Raw genomic sequence first — 16829 nt, 5'->3', positions numbered from 1 at the left:
CGGAATGCCGCCACACTTGTTACTCCCGCCGGTCGATCGCCCGGTGCGAAACTGCCTCACGATCAACGACGGGCGATGAGCCGCGCCTGAAGCGGGCTTCGGCCTTGCGGCGCAGGCATCTGCCCAGATCAGGAGGTTTCCCTATGGCCATGGCTCAATCAACGCAGAACGGACGGACCGATGGACAGCCAGCCCTGCACGCGCCACCGGTGGTGTCGGCCGAAGCGTGGGAGGCGGCCCGTCAGCAGTTGCTCGTCAAGGAGAAGGCTCACAGCCGCGCCCGCGACGCCCTGGCCGCCGAGCGCCGGCGCATGCCTTGGGTGGCTGTCGAGACGGCGTATGCGTTTGAAGGGCCTGCGGGCAAGGTCAGCCTGCTCGACCTGTTCGACGGCCGACGCCAGCTCATCATCTACCGCGCCTTCTTCGAGCCGGGGGTGTTCGGCTGGCCCGACCACGCCTGCCGCGGCTGCTCCATGGTGGCCGACCAGGTGGCTCACCTCGCCCACCTGAACGCCCGCGACACCACCCTCGTCTTCGTCTCGCGGGCGCCGCAGGCGGACATCGCGCGGCTCAAGGCGCGCATGGGCTGGACGATGCCGTGGTTCACCGTCACCGACAGCTTCGACGCCGACTTCGGCGTCGGCGAATGGCACGGCACCAACGTGTTCTATCGCGACGGCGACCGGGTGTTCCGCACCTACTTCGTCAACAACCGGGGCGACGAGCAGATGGGGGGCACCTGGAACTACCTCGACATCACGCCGCTCGGCCGCCAGGAGGTCTGGGAGGACTCGCCTGCGGGCTATCCGCAGACCCCGACCTACAAATGGTGGAACTGGCACGACAGCTACGTCGCCGACGCAGCGCCCGACAAGCGGTGGGTCGAGGTGTCCGATGCCGGCGAGGCGGCGTTCCGGAACCAGGACGCGAGCCCGACGCCATGAGCCAAGCCTGCTTCGGCGAAGCCGGCGGGGAGACGCCCCGCCGGACGGCCGCCGCGCTCGGGGTCGCCGACAGGCTGGCGCTGGCGGCGTCGCCGACCTTCGCCTTCATGGCCCTGTTGACCGGCGTTGCGGGCGCCGACCCGGCGCAGATGCTGTGCTCGGCCGGACATCCGTCGCCGCTGACCGGAATGGTCACGATGTACCTGCTGATGAGCGGCTTCCACGCTGGCGCATGGCTGAAGTTGCTCCGCGCAAGGCGCATCAGGGCAGGCGCTCCCGCTTGATGAAATCGACGAAGGCGCGCAGCGGCGCCGGCAGGTGGCGGCGGCCCGGATAGTAGAGGAACGGGCCCGAAAAGCTCTGCCACCAGGGCTCCAGCACCGGCTCGAGGGCGCCGCTCGCCAGGTGAGGGTGCAGCCATTCCTCGAACAGGTGGATGATCCCTAGCCCGTCCACCGCGGCACCGATGGCGAGATCGACCGCCGCGCCGAGGCGCACGAGCAAGGGGCCCGTCGGATTGATCCTGACCACCTCGCCGGCGCGCTCGAATTCCCAGACGGGCGTCCTGCCACTCGCGAACTGCCCGCGCAGGCAGGCGTGGCCGAGCAGGTCGCCGGGGTGCTTGGGGCGGCCGTTGAGATCGAGATAGGCTGGGGAGGCGGCGGTGGCGAAGCGCTGCACCCGGGGCCCGATCGGAACGGCGATCATGTCCTGCTCGAGCCGCTCGTCGTAGCGGATACCCGCGTCGCCGCCCGCCGCGATGACGTCGACGAAACCGTCCTCGACGACCACCTCCAGGCCGATGTCGGGATAGGCCTTCAGAAACGGCGTGACGATCGACGGAAGCACCAGCCGGGCCACGCTCGCCGGAACATTCAGCCTGAGCGTGCCCGCCGGCCGATCCCGAAAGCTGTTGACCACGTCGAGCGCCGCCTCGACCTCGCCGAGCGCCGGCACCAGCCGGTCCATCAGCCGCGCCCCCGCTTCCGTGGGCGCGACGCTGCGGGTCGTCCGATTGAGGAGCCTGACGCCGTTCCTCGCCTCGAGGCGCTTCACCGCTTCGCTCAGGCCCGACGCCGACGTGCCGCCCGCGCGGGCGGCGTTCCGGAAGCCGCCGGCCCGCACCACAGCCACGAACGCCGCCAAGTCGCTGAGGTCGGTCATTGTGCGCGTGCCCGAACACCCTGTTCTTATTGTCAGGTCTTATCGGACAACAACGGGAAGTCCACATCCGTGCCAATCAAACGGCAGGAGAGATGCCATGCCCGATACCGCCACCGCCGGCACGTTCAAGCTCGGCGACTTCACCGTGAACCGCGTCGGCTATGGGGCGATGCAGCTCGCCGGCCCCGGCGTCTTCGGACCGCCGAAGGATCACGCGACGGCGCTGGCGGTGCTGCGCGAAGCCGTCGCCAGCGGCGTCAATCATATCGACACGAGCGACTTCTACGGGCCTCATGTCACCAACCGGCTCATTCGCGAGGCGCTGCATCCCTACCCCAAGGATCTGCTCATCGTCACCAAGGTCGGCGCGGTGCGCGGCGACGACGCCTCCTGGATCCCCGCGCTCACGCCGGCCGACCTCACGCGCGGCGTGCACGACAACCTGCGCAATCTCGGCGTCGATGTGCTCGATGCGGTGAACCTGCGGGTCGGCGGCCTCCACGGCCCCGCCGAGGGCTCCATCGAGGAGCCATTCGCCACGCTCGCCGACCTCCAGCGCCAGGGCCTCATCCGGCATCTGGGCCTCAGCAACGTGACCTCGGCCCAGTTGGCGCAGGCCCGCGCCATCGCGGCCGTGGTCTGCGTGCAGAACCATTACAATCTCGCCCATCGCGACGACGATCCGCTGATCGACGAGCTCGAGGCCCTGGGCATCGCCTACGTGCCGTTCTTTCCCCTCGGCGGCTTCACGCCCCTGCAATCCTCCACCCTGTCGGCGGTGGCCGCGCGGCTGGGGGCGACGCCCATGCATACCGCCCTGGCGTGGCTGCTCCAGCGCGCACCGAACATTCTGCTGATCCCCGGCACCTCGTCGCTCGCCCATTTGCGCGAGAATCTCGCGGCGGGACAGCTGTCGCTGGCGCCGGGCGTCTGTGCCGAGCTCGACCGCGTCGCCCGTGGCGGTGCCGGCGGGGACAACTAGAGCGCGCTTCGCGCTTGGGTGGAATCATCCAATCGCAGAGAAGCGGCCCAGATTCAAAAGGTTATGAGCATGTCTCCGCCATTGGATGACGTTCATTCAATGGCGGAATGCTCTAGTGTGGCGAATCCGAAATTCGCACCACCTCGGGGCATCGTTCGGAGCGAATTTCGGATTCCTAAGCCACACTAGCAACTCTATGATTCTAGTGTGGTTTAATGGATCTGAAGTTCCTGAACGTTGATGCCATGTGGGGAGCAGGAACTTCAGATCCACCACACTAGGATCGGGCGCCGCCGGCGCCGCGCCGGAAATTCGAGATACCGTGTCGGGCCGATGCGGCCTCGTTCGTCCTCGGGGCGTGGATCGGCGTTGCCGCCCATTCCGTCAATGCAGGGGATCAACGAGCATGCCCAACACCATACGCTTGCACCGCGTTCTGGCCACCAGCCCGGAGAAGGTCTATCGCGCCTTCCTCGAGGCGGACGCCCTGGCGAAATGGCTTCCGCCCAACGGCTTCGCCTGCACCGTGCACCATCAGGAGGCGAAGGTCGGCGGCACGTTCAAGATGTCCTTCCGCAACTTCACGACAGGCGAGAGCCACGCCTTCGGCGGGGAATACGTCGAGCTCGTCCCGGGCGAACGGCTGCGCTACACGGACAAGTTCGACGACCCGAACCTGCCCGGCGAGATGCAGGTGACGGTGGCGCTGAAGAAGGTGTCGTGCGGCACGGAGCTCGATATCACGCAGGCCGGCGTGCCCGACGTTATCCCGCCCGAGGCCTGCTATCTCGGCTGGCAGGAGTCGCTGCAAAACCTGGCCAGGCTCGTCGAACCCGACATCAAGGCGTAGCGCGACAGAGTCGAGCCGAGGCTCCGGCATCGGATCGCGCCGCCGACGCCCGCGATCCGGGGCCGGCGCTTGGCCCTTCTCCCATCGGGTGGCTTCTCCGGATCGGCAGGCACGCCTCAGCGAGGGGCTTCCCGGCGTTCGCAGCCTGGGCTATGGGAACGTCGGTCTTCATAGTCGGCGTCGTATCTGCTTTGCCTAAGTAGCCCCCGGTCTCGTCAGCCCACCAGATCACGCGGCCACGCGAATGCGTCGCCGTGCTCTTCAGCATGAAGCTCTTCATGGTGGCGGTTCGAGACCGGTTTGGCTTGGCTGAACCGTGCCGGCTTTGGTCGGCCGCCATCACATCTCGACACATTTCGCGCCCCCGCCACACCGCTCGATCCAGCCGTCGCCTGGTGAGCTTCCCGATCGGAAGCGCGAACCGGCATGTGCGACGTCCTACGGGTCAAGTGGACCATTGTTCCGCAAAAGGCGCCTCGACCCCTGCTCCACTGCAAGCGATGCGGCGGCATCAGCCCTTTCAGGGCGAGCGACAAAATCAGGGTGAACGCCAATGGCAAGCAAATCGATGCCTGGCTCATCTACAAATGCACGTCTTGTGACGACACCTGGAACCGACCGATCCTCGAGCGCCGGCATATCCGCTCGATCGATCCGCTCTTCCTGAGAGCGCTGCGGAGCAACGAGCCGGCACTGGCGCATCGCCTCGCCTTCGATATCGAAGGCCTCGGGCGTCGGGCGCCCCGGCTGGAGACGTTCGCCGAGGTCGCCATCCTGAAAGAGAGGCTGTCGGAGAGTTCTGAATCACCGCGCCGACTGGACATTCTCTGCGTGGCTCCGCATCCCGTCGCCCTGCGCATGGACCGCATGCTTGCGTCGGAACTGCTGCTATCCCGAAGCCAGATCCAAAGGCTGGCAAAATCCGGAGAGCTGGTTGTCGTCTCTGGCATTTCTCTGCCATCGGATGGGTCCGTCCCATGGCGAAATGCGCTAGGCCGGCCGGTGCGCGATGGCATGCGCTTGCTCATCGACCTTCGCGCGCAGGACGCGGGCCGGATAGCCGCCGCAGCTCACGACGGTGCTCGTCCCGCAATCGAGCGAACGCTCTGAACGGGTGAGCGCAAAGGACCGGGTGCCGTTCTGTTTCGGCCGCCGAAGGGCCGCGTGTCACCCTGCGCCGGAACGGGACGGGCTCGCCTCGACCTCGGGAACGAACTGCACCCCTTGCGACGGGACCAGGACGAAGGGCGCCTCGACCGCGGGAGCGGCGGCGCGCGACACCGCCCGGGCCGCCGCCGCCAGGGCCAGCAGGGCCGCAGCCGCGGCGCAGAAGTAGAGCACCCCGTCGATGTCGAGATGGTACATCAGCCATGAGCCCACGAACGGGCCGATGATGGAGCCGATGCCGCTGACGAGGATGAGTCGGCCGCTGACGGCGACGGCCATGTCGCCGCCCATGTTGTCCATCGCGTTCGAGACGCAGACCGGATACATCGTCGACATGAAGCCGCCGAGAATGGCGGCGAGCGGCAGCACCGCGCTCAGGTTGCGCGGCACGATGATCAGCGCCAGCGCGGCGACCGCATAGCCGAGCGCCAGGGCGCTCAGCAGCAACCGGCGGTCGAGGCGGTCCGACAGCAAGCCCACCGGCACCTGAAAGGCCAGTCCGCCCAGCACGGCGCTGAGCATGACCAGGCCGATGGTCTCCTGCGGGACGGACCGGGCCATCATCCACGTGGGCACCACGGCGTAGAAGGTGGCGCTGATCATGCCTGCGATGCCGGCGCCGAGCACGGCCAGCGGGGCGACGCGCGCCAGGGCCCCGTAGGGCAGCCTCGCCTCCTTCACGATGGACGGCGGCTCGGCCCGCGTCATGCTGACGATGACCAGCGCCAGCGCGAACAGCGCCACGATGATGTCGAACGAGGCCGAGCCGGTCGGCGACAGCCGCCCCGCCAGCAACTGCCCGCCGGCCAGCGCCAGGAACGTGCCGACCATGTAGGTGGAGAAGATGCGCCCACGCAGCGCCGGGCCGGCCTTGGCGTTGAGCCAGCTCTCCGTCGCCACGAACAGCCCCACGCAGCCGAAGCCGATGGCCGCCCGCAGCACGGCCCAGGCATAGCCGTCGACGACGAGGCTCATGCCGATCGTGGCGCAGATGACGATGCCGCCGAACGCCGCATAGCCGCGAATGTGCCCGATACGCTGGATGATGCGCCCGCAGGTCAGCGAGCCGATGGTGAAGCCCACGAAAAAGGCGCTCATGATCACGCCCTCCAACGCGGGCGCGAAATCCTCGCTGCCGAGGCGCAGCGCCACCAGCGTCGTGAAGAACCCGTTCGCCAGTTGAACGAGACTCGTGGCCAATATTATGGCTGCAACTTGTGCGTACAAATGCGAACCCCGCTGTACTCGGGACACCGATCCGGGCCGTGGCGCTGAGCGCGAGCGACGACCTTATCGGACAATGCTTGCCATGTCAGCGCTGGCGAGCGCAACGCTCGCCAGCGCCTTGGAAAGGGTCCTGGAGCATATCCCGATCAGGCGGACTCATCTGCTCGGAGTATGCGCCAAGTCTATGAATCTGGGGCGTTTCTACTGATCGAGCGCCCTGCCGATCAGGACGCGCTCCAGCCGGCGACGCCTGACGGTACGTCGACAAGATGGCGCGTCTTCAGGATCGCATGCAGGGAGGAAGCTTCGACGGCGACGGTGCGCCAACCGATCGGGTGGGCCATCGCATCACGTCCCGCTGACGTCGATGACGGCCTGCGCGAAGGCTTGCGGCGCCTCTTGCGGCGGATTGTGCCTGGTACCGCCAGTGATCAGCCCCGCCGATGCTCCTGCGTGCTGCTCGGAAACGCCGATATTGCTCATGGTCGGGCGTCGTCATGATGCGCTCATGAGGCACGCGGGGCAGCCTATGCAAGGGCGCGCCGCCTGCCCCTTGGGCCCCGCTCCTAGACGGGCAGTTCCTTGCCGGCCTGCTCGGCCACCAGGTAGGCGGCGTACCAGTCGGGCCAATTCTCATCATGTCGGCCGCCGTCCCGCGCCTCGTGCTCGCCATGGGCGGCGGCCGCCCGGCGGAGGGCGGCGGCGAGATCTGCGGTCGAGGCGAAGCTCGTCGCGTCCGGGTCGGTCCGCCCCGGGAGCCGGGCGGTGACCTCCTGAAGCAGCCAGCCGTTGCCGTCGGGATCCTTGAACGTGGCGAAGGAGACGTAGCTGCGGCCTTCCGGATCCCGGCCGTTCAGGGCCGGCTGTCCGGGGCCTGCGCGGTGGAACACCTCGCCCACGGCTGCACCGTGCGCGGTCAGCTCGGCGCGCGCCGCCTCGATGTCGGCGACGACGAGATAGAGGCCTTCGGCCGTTCCTGGCGCAGCCGCGGTGAGGCCCCTGCCGAAGTGGATCGAGCACGGCGAGCCCGGCGGCGTGAACTGCACGACCCGGAATCTGTCGCCCACCACGAAATCGGCATCGAGCCGCCAGCCGAGGCCGCCGTAGAAGCGCTTGGCGCGATCGACATCCGCGACGGGGAGGACCACCACCTCGAGCTTCATGTCCAGGGTTGGGGTCCGTGTCGCCGCGGCCGCCGTTTCCAAGATCCTCTCGTTTGACATGACGTGTCCTCCCTTCTCAGTTGTGGCAAGGCGTCCCTGAGGCGTTCCAGGCCGCGACGACCGGCCGATGGCGCTGCGCGCACTAGAACGAGGCCGCCGCCGCGGCGCGCCAGGCGGTCGGCGTAGATCGCTCCGATTCCGTTGCAGGCGCCGATGATCACGGCGGTGCCCTTCGCAGACGTGCTCATCGTCTTTCTCCCCTTTGATCTCGTTGATTCGGGGGCAGAGTGCCGATCGACCGTTGAATTCTCCGAGTTCCCCGGTTATATTTCCAGATATATTGTTCGAGGCTTCCATATATTCGAGGCTCCCGTGGCGAACTCGCAGAGGCGCGCCGTACAGAACTACCGGTCTCGCTTGAGTGAACGCGGCTTGGCACGCTTTGAAGTGCTGGGGCGCGATGGGGATCGTGATCTGATCCGCGCCCTGGCCCGCCGCCTCGCGGAGGATGACGCCGACGCATCCAGGCTGCGCGCCCTCGTCGGTCAAGCGGTCACCGGCGAGCCCCCGAAGGCTGGCGGGATCCTGGCTGCGCTCCGCAGGTCACCGCTCGTGGGGGCCGATCTCGATCTCAGCCGTGAGCGCGCAGAGGGGCGCAAGGTCGACCTGTGACCCGCTACCTGCTCGACACCAATATCATCAGCAACGTCGTCAAGCCGCGCCCATCGGAATCGTTGCTGGAATGGATGGCGGCGCAACGGGACGACGATCTGTTCATCGCCTCACTGACGATCGCCGAGATCCGACGCGGCATTCTAGAGAAGCCGCGCGGCAAGAAGCGCGAAGCGCTCGATGCCTGGTTCTCCGGCCCCGAGGGGCCGCAGGCCCTGTTCGCGGGCCGCATTCTGCCGTTCGACGACAAGGCGGCGCTGATCTGGGCGGAGCTCATGGCGGACGGCACAGCCGCGGGCCGGCCGAGGAGCGGGCTCGACATGATCATTGCCGCCGTGGCCGGCGCCAACGGGTGCGTTGTGGTAACGGACAACGAGACCGATTTTGCTGGGCTTAGGATCGTCAATCCGATGCGGGGGACGGCCTGAGGCTGCACACCGGCGCGTCCGATCGCATGCCCTACCCCTCCGGCATCCTGACCGGTGCCTCGATGTCGAGGTTGGCCAGCTCATACCCCCGGCGGAAATCGACGATGTGCTTGTCCATCCAGGCGCGGGCTTCAGTCGCGTCGCCGGCACGCAGCGCGGCGAGGATGCGCTCGTGGGCGAAGATCAACCGCTCGCCGGCGTTGAGGCGGGAGAACACCTGGAGGAAGGCAGGGTAGAACAGGCGGCTGATGGGCTCGCGGCAGAGCTGCAAGGCGCGGTTGCGCGAGGCCTTGGCGACGAGGTCGTGGAACTCGATGTCGAGCTCGGTGAGGCTGCGCTCGTCGCTGAGCGCCCGGTGGGTGCGCTGCACGTTGTCGGCGATGGCGTCGAGCTCGTCCGCCGTGATGCGGCCGGCCGCGCCTTCGGCCAGGCCCGGCTCCAGGCTCAGCATCGCCTCCCACAGCTCGAAGAAGCTCATCTCGCGCAGCACCATGGCGGCGGCGACGCGGGAGGCAATGTCGGCGTCGCGCGGCGCGCTGACGAACAGCCGCTTGCCGCCCTCGTGGCGCCGCACCAGCCCGTTCTGCTCGAGCACGCGGATCGCCTCGCGCATGGTGGAGCGGTTGACGCCCAGCTGTTCGGCCAGCGCCGTCTCGGACGGCAGCCGGGCGCCCACGGCCCAGTCGCCGCGCAGGATGCGGTCTTCGATGAAGCTCGCCACCGCGCGGTAGGCGAGGCCGGTGCGGGCCGGGACCAGGCCGAGGTCGACGCCGGTCATGGCTTGAGGTCCGGCTTGGAGGCCACTTTCGCGTATTCCTGGTCGCGCAGGTCGCGCCGCTTGATCTTGCCGGTCACCGTCAACGGCAGCGCCTCGATGAAGGCGACGGCGCGCGGATATTTGTAGGGCGCGGTGACGCGCTTGACGTGGTCCTGCAGCTCGCGCACGAGCGCGTCGGACGGAGCGTAGCCGCTGCGCAGCACGACGAAAGCCTTGACGATCTCGCCGCGCTCCGCGTCCGGGCTGCCGACCACGGCGCAGCCCTGCACGGCCGCATGCTCGAGCAGCGCGTTCTCCACCTCGAGCGGCCCGATGCGGTAGCCCGCCGAATTGATGACGTCGTCGGCGCGGCCGCGGTACCAGAGGTAGCCGTCCGCGTCGAAGCTGGCGCGGTCGCCGGTCAGGTACCAGCGCCCCTCCGGTCCCTCCACGTGGGCGGCCACGGTGCGCGCCTCGTCCTGCCAGTAGCTGAGCATCATCTGCGGGTTGGGCGTGAGCAGCGCCAAGGCGCCCTCCTCGCCCTGGGGCAGCCGCCGGCCCGTCTCGTCGATGACGGCCAGCTCGCTCCCCGGCGACGGCCGGCCCATGGCGCCGTACTTCACCGGCTCGCCGGGATAGTTGAGCACCGTCATCAGGGTCTCGGTCTGGCCGTAGGCCTCGTCGACGCGGATGCCGGTGGCGGCCTCCCAGCGGCCGGCGACGACCGGGTTCATGGCCTCGCCCGAGGAGACGACGCGGCGGAGCGCCGAGAGGTCGTAGGCCTTGATGTCCTCGTCGACGATGCGGAACAGCTCGGTCGCCGGCGCGCAATAGACGGTGACGCCATGCTCGGCGATGAGCTTGAGGCGCTCGCTCGGCACGAACGGGCCGTCGTAGAAGAAGCTCGCGGCGCCGCAGCTGAGCGGCCCGAACAGGATACTGGTGCCGGCCTTGCTCCAGCCGGTGTCGGCGGTGCACCAGATGCGCTCGCCGGGCCGCAGGTCGAGCCAGTACATGGCCGAGACGCGCCAGGCATAGAGGGCACGCGCCGCATGCAGCACGCCCTTGGGATGCCCGGTGGAGCCCGAGGTGTAGTACATGATCGCCGGGTCGTCGGCCTTCACCACGGCGGGCTCCAGCGTCCCGGCCGCCGCGGCCAGCTCGCGGCCCCAGTCGAGCCAGCCGGTCGGCGCGCCGGCCTCGCCGCCGATGGCGATGCGGACCGGCACCTCGCCGGCGACAGCGGTGAACTTGTCCGCCTGCTCGGCCCGGCAGATCACCGCCTTGGCGCCGGAATTGCGCACGCGGTACTCCAGGTCCCGCGGCGTCAGCATCTCGATGCAGGGGATCGGCACGGCACCGATCTTGAGCGCGCCGATCAGCGCGATCATCCACTCCGGGATGCGCGGCAGCATGACGAGGATGCGGTCGCCGGCTGCGACGCCGTGGGCGCGCAGGACGTTGCCGAGCCGGTTGGTCTCGGCCGCCATGTCGGAATAGTTGAGCGTGCGCGCGGCGCCCGCGGCGTTGCGCCAGATCAGCGCCGGCCCGTCCCGCTCCCTTGCCCAGCGGTCGATGACGTCGCTACCGAAGTTGAAGGTGGCGGGCACGTCCCAGCGGAAGCCGGCGCGCATGGCTTCGTAGCTCTCCGCCCGATCCTCGGCGCCCGCCGTCCAGATGTCCCGCATGGTCGTCCTCCCGCTCTCCTTAGGCCAGCCCGAGTTTCCTCTCGCGCGATGTGCCTCTGCCGTCATGGCCGGGCTTGACCCGGCCATCCATCAATCGAAACAAGTCAGCCCGCCAGGGCTGGCTAATCGGGCGTGTTCCCAAGTGGATGGATGGCCGGGTCAAGCCCGGCCATGACGCTGGGAGCGCCCTCGCCTTCTTCAATAACTGAGCTCGCCCTTGGCGATGCGCTGGCCCAGGGCCCAGCGGTGCACCTCGGACGGGCCGTCGTAGATCCGGAACGAGCGCACATCACGAAAAATGCGCTCGACGATGGCGTCGCGAGTGACGCCCAAGCCGCCGAGCACCTGCAGCGAGCGGTCGACCACCCGGTAGATCGCCTCCGAGCAGATCACCTTGGCCATGGAGCTCTCGTTGCCGCCCTGCTCGCCGCGGTCGAGCAGCCAGGCGGCGTGCAGGATGGTGAGTCGCGACGTGTGGATGTCCATCAGGTTGTCGGCCAGCATGAAGGAGATGCCCTCGTGCTCGGCCAGCGTCTTGCCGAAGGCGGTGCGGGTGCGGGCGTAGTCCGCCGCCACGTCGTGGGCGCGCATGGCGGAGCCGAGCCAGCGCATGCAGTGGGTGAGGCGCGCCGGCGCCAGCCGCACCTGGGCGTAGCGCAGCCCCTGCCCCGGCTGTCCGAGCACGGCGCTCGCCGGCACGCGCAGCTCGTCGAAGCGCACCACCGCGTGGCCGCCGGTAAAACTCGAATCGAGCGAGTCGAGGGCGCGCTCGATGACGATGCCGGGCGCATCCATGGGGCTCAGGAACATGGTGGCCTTGCCGTCGCCCTCACCGCCCTCGATGCGGGCCATGATGATGGCGAAGGCCGCGCCATAGGCGCCGGTGATCAGCCACTTCTGGCCACTGATGACGAAGTCTTCGCCGTCGCGCCGGGCCACGGTGGCGAGCTGGCGCGGATCGGAGCCGGCGCCGGGCGCGGGCTCGGTCATGCAGAAGCACGAGCGCACCTCGCCGCTCGCCAAGGGCTTCAGGTAGCGCTCGCGCTGCTCCGGCGTGGCGACGATCTCGAGCAGGTGGATGTTGCCCTCGTCGGGCGCGGCGCAGTGCAGCGCGATCGGCCCGAGCATGGAGTAGCCGGCGGCGATGAAGCTCACGGCGCGGCCGAGATGGCCGAGGCCGAGGCCGCCGAACTCGACCGGGGAATGCGGGGCGAAGACGCCGGCCTTGCGGGCGAGGCCGTTCAGCTCGCGGCGCAGCTCGTCGCTCGGGCCGTGGGCGCCCCAGCGCGGGTCGTTCTCGTAGGGGATGATCTCGCTGCGGACGAAGGCGCCGATGCGATCGGCGAGCTCCGTCAGCTCGGCCGGGATCTCGAATCCGAACGCGGCGCTGGTGGTGGGCTTCGACATCTCGTGGGATCTCCCTGGAACAGCAACGCCGCAGCACTAGCACCGCTGCGCCGCGATGGCATGCCCCGCCGACGAGGCGACGTCGGTGCCGCGCTGGTGCTCCTTATTGTCGGACAATAAAGTGTGTCGCGCGTCCGAGGCCCGACTGTCAAGCGGCGGATTGAGGCCGGCGTTCTTTGGTGGATGTATGGTCGGGTCAAGCCCGACCATGACACGTTTTGGCCGATGAGGCTTACCTTCCAACGTCATGGTCGGGCTTGATCCGACCATCCATCGCCACTCGGAATCGAACCCGAGCGCACGCCATTGACGGATCGGCGTCGTGCCCCTAGGCTATTTTTGTCGGACAATAATAGCCCGAAGATTAGGGAGGACGTGCATGCGCAAGCTATGGATCGCCGCGGCGGCGGTGGGCGCGGTGTGGGCCGGCGGAGCGTTGGGCCAGGGGGCGGAGAAGCCGGCAGCGGCCGCCACGACCGGCGGCATCTCTGACGGCGTCGTCAGGATCGGCGTCCTCAACGACCAGTCGGGCCTCTACGCGGACCTGAGCGGGCCGGGCTCGGTGCTGGCGGCCAGGATGGCGGTGGAGGACTTTGGCGGCACCGTGCTCGGCAAGCCGATCGAGATCCTCGCCGGCGACCACCAGAACAAGCCGGACGTGGGTTCGGCCATCGCGCGCAAGTGGATCGATGTCGACAAGGTCGACGCCATCGCCGACGTGCCGAGCTCGGCCACCGCGCTCGGCGTGCTCAGCGTCACCCGTGACCGCAACCGCATGCTGCTGCTGTCGGGGCCGGCGCTGTCGGACTTCACCGGCAAGCTGTGCGCGCCGACGACGATCCACTGGACCTACGACAGCTACGCCATGGCCAACGGCACGGCGCGGGCGCTGATCAAGCAGGGCGGCGACAGCTGGTTCTTCATCACCGCCGACAACGCCGGCAGCCACTCCCAGGAAAAGGACGCCGTGCGCTTCGTCGAGCAGGGCGGCGGCAAGGTGGCCGGCACGGTGCGCCACCCGCTCAACACCCTCGATTTCTCCTCCTACCTTTTGCAGGCCCAGGCCTCGAAGGCCAAGGTGATCGGGCTCGCCAACGCCGGCGGCGACACGGTGAACGCCATCAAGCAGGCCAAGGAGTTCGGCATCACGCCGGGGCAGACACTCGCCGGCCTGCTGATGTTCATCACCGACGTGCACGCCATCGGCCTGGCCGACGCGCAGGGGCTGGTGATCACCGAATCCTTCTACTGGAACCTGGACGCCAAGACCCGCGACTGGTCACGCCGCTTCATGGCCCGCCACGGCGGCAAGGCGCCGACCGCCGACCAGGCCGGCGTCTACGGCGCCGTGCTGCACTACCTCAAGGCGGTCCAGGCCGCCGGCACGGACGAGTCCCTCGTGGTGGCGGCGAAGATGAAGGAGCTGCCGGTCAACGACTTCTGGAGTGACAATTTCAGGATCCGCCAGGACGGCCGCCTGGTCCGCGACATGTACCTGCTGAAGGTGAAATCACCCGCGGAATCGAAGGAGCCCTGGGACTACTACGAGGTGCTCGCCCGCATCCCCGGCGACGAAGCCTTTCGCCCGATGGCCGACGGCGGCTGCCCGCTCGTGAAGTCGTGACCGGTCACCCCCGGTCCAAAGCCGCAATGCCTGATATGAAATGGCCTGCCGAGCGGACAGGATAGGCCCCTCTCCCGCGCGTGCCTCCCGGCGGGACAGCGACGTCTGGGAGGCTGCTTGCATCAAGGCGGGTCATGGCTCGGGCTGAACGTGATTGCCGCCACGCGGCCGAGCATGACCCTCAGATCAGCCGCCTCCTTCTTACCGAGCGCAGCCTCAAACGCGGCATGGGCGTGCCTCCATAGCGGCTCGGCCTCGGCCAATATCGCCCGCCCCGCATCGGTCAGGCTGACCTCCCGGCTACGACGGTCTTCGCCGATGGTCAGGCTGACGTAGCCCTTTGCTTCGAGCGGACGCAGGTTGTGCCCCAAGGTCGCTCGGTCCATCACCATGGACTCGGCGAGTGGAAGCAAGGATATCGGGCCCCGCTTATCGATCTCGTAGAGCATCGTATATTGGGTGACCCGCAGCCCCGACGGCGCGAGGATCTGATCGTAGAACTGCGAAACGTGGCGGCTTGCCTGGCGCAAGGCGTAGCAGTTGCAGAACGCGGTCATGCCTGTTTCCTGATCCGGCGCCCTGCGCCCTCATCGCTACGCTCGGGGCCACGGCGTCAGTCGAGGCGGCCCCCCCGGGTCGGCGCCAACCGACTCTTGCATCGGCGAGCGCTTGAATATTTAGTCTTATATGCCCATATATGAGGTGTAGCCGGCTGGTGTCCAGCGGCGTGCAGCAAAAGACCTGCGCGACGGAGGCCCCGTCGCGGGCAGGAGAAGGATCGACTCGGCTTCGTCCCGGCGCCGCCGTGCGGCGCCAAAAAGCGGCATCGATCAATATAGTCTTATATGCCCGTAATTCGGGAGCATTGCGCGCACGCCATGGGCGCGCCTGCCCTTCACAGCCCAGGAGAGATTCCGTGACAGATGCCCAGATCCCGCCATTTCCTGCCTTCGCCGAACACCGCATCGCCCGCGACCGCGGCGGGCTTCATGTCCGCGACTTTGCCGGAGACGGCCCCGCCTTCGTGCTGCTCCATGGCTTTCCGGACAATGCGCGCATCTATGACGGGATCATCCCCCATCTGGTCGCGGCCGGAAGGCGGGTCGTGACGGTCGATTTCCTCGGCTTTGGCGCTTCCGACAAGCCGCTCGACGCGGTGTACAGCTTCCCGCAGCAGCTCGGCGACCTGGAGGCGGTCGTCGAGGCCCTGCGGCTCGAACGGATCGTTCCGGTGGGTCACGACGCCGGAGGGCCGGCAGCCGTCAACTTCAGCCTGCGGCACCCCGAGCGCACCGCGGCCGTTACCTTGATGAACGCCTTCTACGGAGCCTCGCCGGGGCTCCGGGTCCCCGAGCTCATCGGACTGTTCTCGAACAAGGAGCTGCAGGCGCTCAGTCGCCATTTCCTGAGAAGCCCGGCCCAGTTTGCCTGGCTACTCGACTTTCAGCGGCACGAGCTTCTGAGCGGGCTGACCGACGCACAGAAGCGGCACAACCTCGAATTCCTGGGGCCGATCATCGACGACAATTTCCGGCAGCAGCCCAGCGCCGCCTTCGCTTTTGCGCAGATGACAGCCCAGTTGAGTGACGAAGTTGCCGCCAACACGGCGCGCCTTGTCGAGTTCCGCCGCTCCGACGTGCCGTTGCGGCTGATCTGGGGGAAGGCCGACCCCTATCTGCATGTCGGCGTCGCCGAGCATCTTCGGTCGCAGGCGCGGAGCGCGACGCAGCATGTCGTGGAAGCGGGCCACTGGCCGCAGGTGGATGCCGCCGCGCAGGTAGCCGGCATCATGATCGACGAACGGTAGCCATCGCGTGGCGCCGGGCAGGACGCCCGACGAGGTTCGCCGGCGGCCGGCTCGGGCGTGCCGGACGGCCCTGCTTTCAGCCTAGATCTGCATGCCGCCGGCGACTTCGATCCGCTGCGCGTTGACCCAGCCGAAGTCGTCGGACAGTAATCCCGCGATGACCGGGCCGACATCCTCCGGCAGGCCCGTGCGCCCGAGCGCGGTATGCTCGGCGACCATCCTGTTCACCTGCGGGTTGTCCCGCACGATGCCGCCGCTGAAGTCGGTGGCGATGGCGCCGGGCGCCACGACGTTGACTGCGATCCGGCGCGGCCCGAGCTCCAGCGCCATGTAGCGCGTGAGGGCCTCCACCGCCGCCTTCATCGGGCCATAGACGGCACGGCCGTTCATGGCGACGCGGGCGAGCCCGGACGAAATGTTCACGATCCGGCCGCCATCGTTGATGAGCGGCAACAGCTTCTGCGTCAACAGGAAGACGCCCTTGAAGTGGACGGCGAACTGCGCATCGAGCTCCGCTTCGGTGCCGTTCGCCAGCGTGGCAGTCGAGGAAATGCCGGCATTGTTGACGAGATAGTCGAAACGCTCGGCGCCCATCTGCACCAGGGCCTCCCTGACGCCGCCGACGAAGGCGTCGAACGAGCCGGCGTCGCCGGTGTCGAGCTGCAAGGCCGTCGCCGGCACGCCGGCTTCGGCCGCGAGCGCAACCACCTTCTCGGCCTCCGCCCGGTTGGTCTTGTAGGTCAGGATCGGCCGAACCTCGCGCCCGGCGAGGTTGAGCACCGTGCTGCGTCCGATGCCGCGGCTGCCGCCGGTGACGATTACTGTCCTTGGCACGGGCTTCTCAGTGTTTCCTGTCGACATTTCAGGCTCCGAGCTCAATTCGACCGAGCCTGTTACCTAAGCTGACCGCCGATCCTCGCGAATGCCGGAAGGCACCGATTTCTTGCCT

General features: G+C 68.1%; 18 protein-coding genes. 9 read left to right on the top strand and 9 right to left on the bottom strand.

Translation table 11 applies throughout. From position 1 onward, the window contains the following. The first annotated feature begins 149 nt into the window (after window positions 1-149). Both ACZ5PO_RS15020 and ACZ5PO_RS15015 read left to right on the top strand, forming a co-directional pair. Entirely contained in the window at window positions 150-944 is a 795-nt protein-coding gene (locus ACZ5PO_RS15020) for a DUF899 domain-containing protein (protein WP_464194781.1), read from the top strand. After that, the gene (locus tag ACZ5PO_RS15015; RefSeq protein ID WP_464194779.1) at window positions 941-1228 is read left to right on the top strand and encodes a hypothetical protein; all 288 of its coding nucleotides are present in this window, start codon (window positions 941-943) and stop codon (window positions 1226-1228) included. Before ACZ5PO_RS15020 ends, ACZ5PO_RS15015 begins: the two co-directional genes overlap by 4 nt. Here ACZ5PO_RS15015 and ACZ5PO_RS15010 read toward each other — a convergent pair. Then, window positions 1206-2108: a LysR family transcriptional regulator gene (locus ACZ5PO_RS15010; RefSeq protein ID WP_464194777.1), complete on the bottom strand. Its 903-nt coding sequence runs from the start codon at window positions 2106-2108 to the stop codon at window positions 1206-1208. The genes ACZ5PO_RS15015 and ACZ5PO_RS15010 overlap by 23 nt on opposite strands. Before the next feature lie 97 nt (window positions 2109-2205). On the opposite strand from ACZ5PO_RS15010, the gene ACZ5PO_RS15005 reads away from it, so the two are divergent. The 3 genes from ACZ5PO_RS15005 to ACZ5PO_RS14995 all read left to right on the top strand — a co-directional run bounded on the left by ACZ5PO_RS15005 (window position 2206) and on the right by ACZ5PO_RS14995 (window position 5050). Further along, on the top strand, window positions 2206-3090 hold the full coding sequence (locus ACZ5PO_RS15005; RefSeq protein ID WP_464194775.1) for an aldo/keto reductase family oxidoreductase: 885 nt from the start codon (window positions 2206-2208) through the stop codon (window positions 3088-3090). Between the two features lie 406 nt (window positions 3091-3496). After that, a complete protein-coding gene (locus tag ACZ5PO_RS15000) occupies window positions 3497-3940 on the top strand; it encodes an SRPBCC family protein (protein ID WP_464194773.1) in 444 nt (147 codons plus the stop codon). A 543-nt stretch (window positions 3941-4483) separates the two neighbouring features. Continuing rightward, window positions 4484-5050 (top strand): DUF1062 domain-containing protein, encoded by a 567-nt coding sequence (locus ACZ5PO_RS14995; protein WP_464194771.1) that lies wholly within the window; start codon window positions 4484-4486, stop codon window positions 5048-5050. Window positions 5051-5107: 57 nt separating this feature from the next. Here the strand turns inward: ACZ5PO_RS14995 and ACZ5PO_RS14990 are convergent, their stop codons facing one another. The 3 genes from ACZ5PO_RS14990 to ACZ5PO_RS14980 form a co-directional block, all read right to left on the bottom strand. After that, window positions 5108-6307 carry an MFS transporter gene (locus ACZ5PO_RS14990; protein ID WP_464194769.1) on the bottom strand — a complete coding sequence of 400 codons (1200 nt, stop codon included), beginning with the start codon at window positions 6305-6307 and terminating at the stop codon, window positions 5108-5110. 375 nt (window positions 6308-6682) lie between these two features. Then, on the bottom strand, window positions 6683-6817 hold the full coding sequence (locus ACZ5PO_RS14985; RefSeq protein WP_464197268.1) for a hypothetical protein: 135 nt from the start codon (window positions 6815-6817) through the stop codon (window positions 6683-6685). A gap of 83 nt (window positions 6818-6900) precedes the next feature. Further along, the gene (locus tag ACZ5PO_RS14980; protein ID WP_464194767.1) at window positions 6901-7557 is read right to left on the bottom strand and encodes a VOC family protein; all 657 of its coding nucleotides are present in this window, start codon (window positions 7555-7557) and stop codon (window positions 6901-6903) included. Window positions 7558-7869: 312 nt separating this feature from the next. Between ACZ5PO_RS14980 and ACZ5PO_RS14975 the strand changes: the two genes are divergently transcribed. Then, on the top strand, window positions 7870-8169 hold the full coding sequence (locus ACZ5PO_RS14975) for a hypothetical protein (protein ID WP_464196848.1): 300 nt from the start codon (window positions 7870-7872) through the stop codon (window positions 8167-8169). Continuing rightward, entirely contained in the window at window positions 8166-8597 is a 432-nt protein-coding gene (locus ACZ5PO_RS14970; protein ID WP_464194765.1) for a PIN domain-containing protein, read from the top strand. Before ACZ5PO_RS14975 ends, ACZ5PO_RS14970 begins: the two co-directional genes overlap by 4 nt. A gap of 31 nt (window positions 8598-8628) precedes the next feature. On the opposite strand, the gene ACZ5PO_RS14965 is transcribed toward ACZ5PO_RS14970, so the two are convergent. The 3 genes from ACZ5PO_RS14965 to ACZ5PO_RS14955 form a co-directional block, all read right to left on the bottom strand. Beyond that, window positions 8629-9375: a FadR/GntR family transcriptional regulator gene (locus ACZ5PO_RS14965; protein WP_464194763.1), complete on the bottom strand. Its 747-nt coding sequence runs from the start codon at window positions 9373-9375 to the stop codon at window positions 8629-8631. Then, window positions 9372-11042: an acyl-CoA synthetase gene (locus tag ACZ5PO_RS14960; RefSeq protein WP_464194761.1), complete on the bottom strand. Its 1671-nt coding sequence runs from the start codon at window positions 11040-11042 to the stop codon at window positions 9372-9374. The genes ACZ5PO_RS14965 and ACZ5PO_RS14960 overlap by 4 nt, the downstream gene beginning before the upstream one ends. Before the next feature lie 198 nt (window positions 11043-11240). Further along, window positions 11241-12449, bottom strand: coding sequence for an acyl-CoA dehydrogenase family protein (locus ACZ5PO_RS14955; protein ID WP_464194759.1), 1209 nt, complete (start codon window positions 12447-12449; stop codon window positions 11241-11243). Window positions 12450-12828: 379 nt separating this feature from the next. Here ACZ5PO_RS14955 and ACZ5PO_RS14950 point away from each other — a divergent pair, with 379 nt between their 5' ends. Further along, window positions 12829-14073, top strand: a complete 1245-nt coding sequence (locus ACZ5PO_RS14950; protein WP_464194757.1) for an ABC transporter substrate-binding protein — start codon at window positions 12829-12831, stop codon at window positions 14071-14073. Between the two features lie 122 nt (window positions 14074-14195). Here the strand turns inward: ACZ5PO_RS14950 and ACZ5PO_RS14945 are convergent, their stop codons facing one another. Next, window positions 14196-14630: a MarR family winged helix-turn-helix transcriptional regulator gene (locus ACZ5PO_RS14945; protein WP_464194755.1), complete on the bottom strand. Its 435-nt coding sequence runs from the start codon at window positions 14628-14630 to the stop codon at window positions 14196-14198. 359 nt (window positions 14631-14989) lie between these two features. Between ACZ5PO_RS14945 and ACZ5PO_RS14940 the strand changes: the two genes are divergently transcribed. After that, window positions 14990-15880, top strand: coding sequence for an alpha/beta fold hydrolase (locus ACZ5PO_RS14940; RefSeq protein ID WP_464194753.1), 891 nt, complete (start codon window positions 14990-14992; stop codon window positions 15878-15880). A gap of 81 nt (window positions 15881-15961) precedes the next feature. Here the strand turns inward: ACZ5PO_RS14940 and ACZ5PO_RS14935 are convergent, their stop codons facing one another. Further along, window positions 15962-16741: an SDR family NAD(P)-dependent oxidoreductase gene (locus ACZ5PO_RS14935; protein WP_464194751.1), complete on the bottom strand. Its 780-nt coding sequence runs from the start codon at window positions 16739-16741 to the stop codon at window positions 15962-15964. Window positions 16742-16829: the final 88 nt, after the last annotated feature.

It is taken from the genome of Chelatococcus sp. KU-N122 (genome assembly GCF_055391085.1).
The sequence above is the reverse complement of the archived record's forward strand: the minus strand, read 5'-3'. Positions and strand labels throughout refer to the sequence as shown.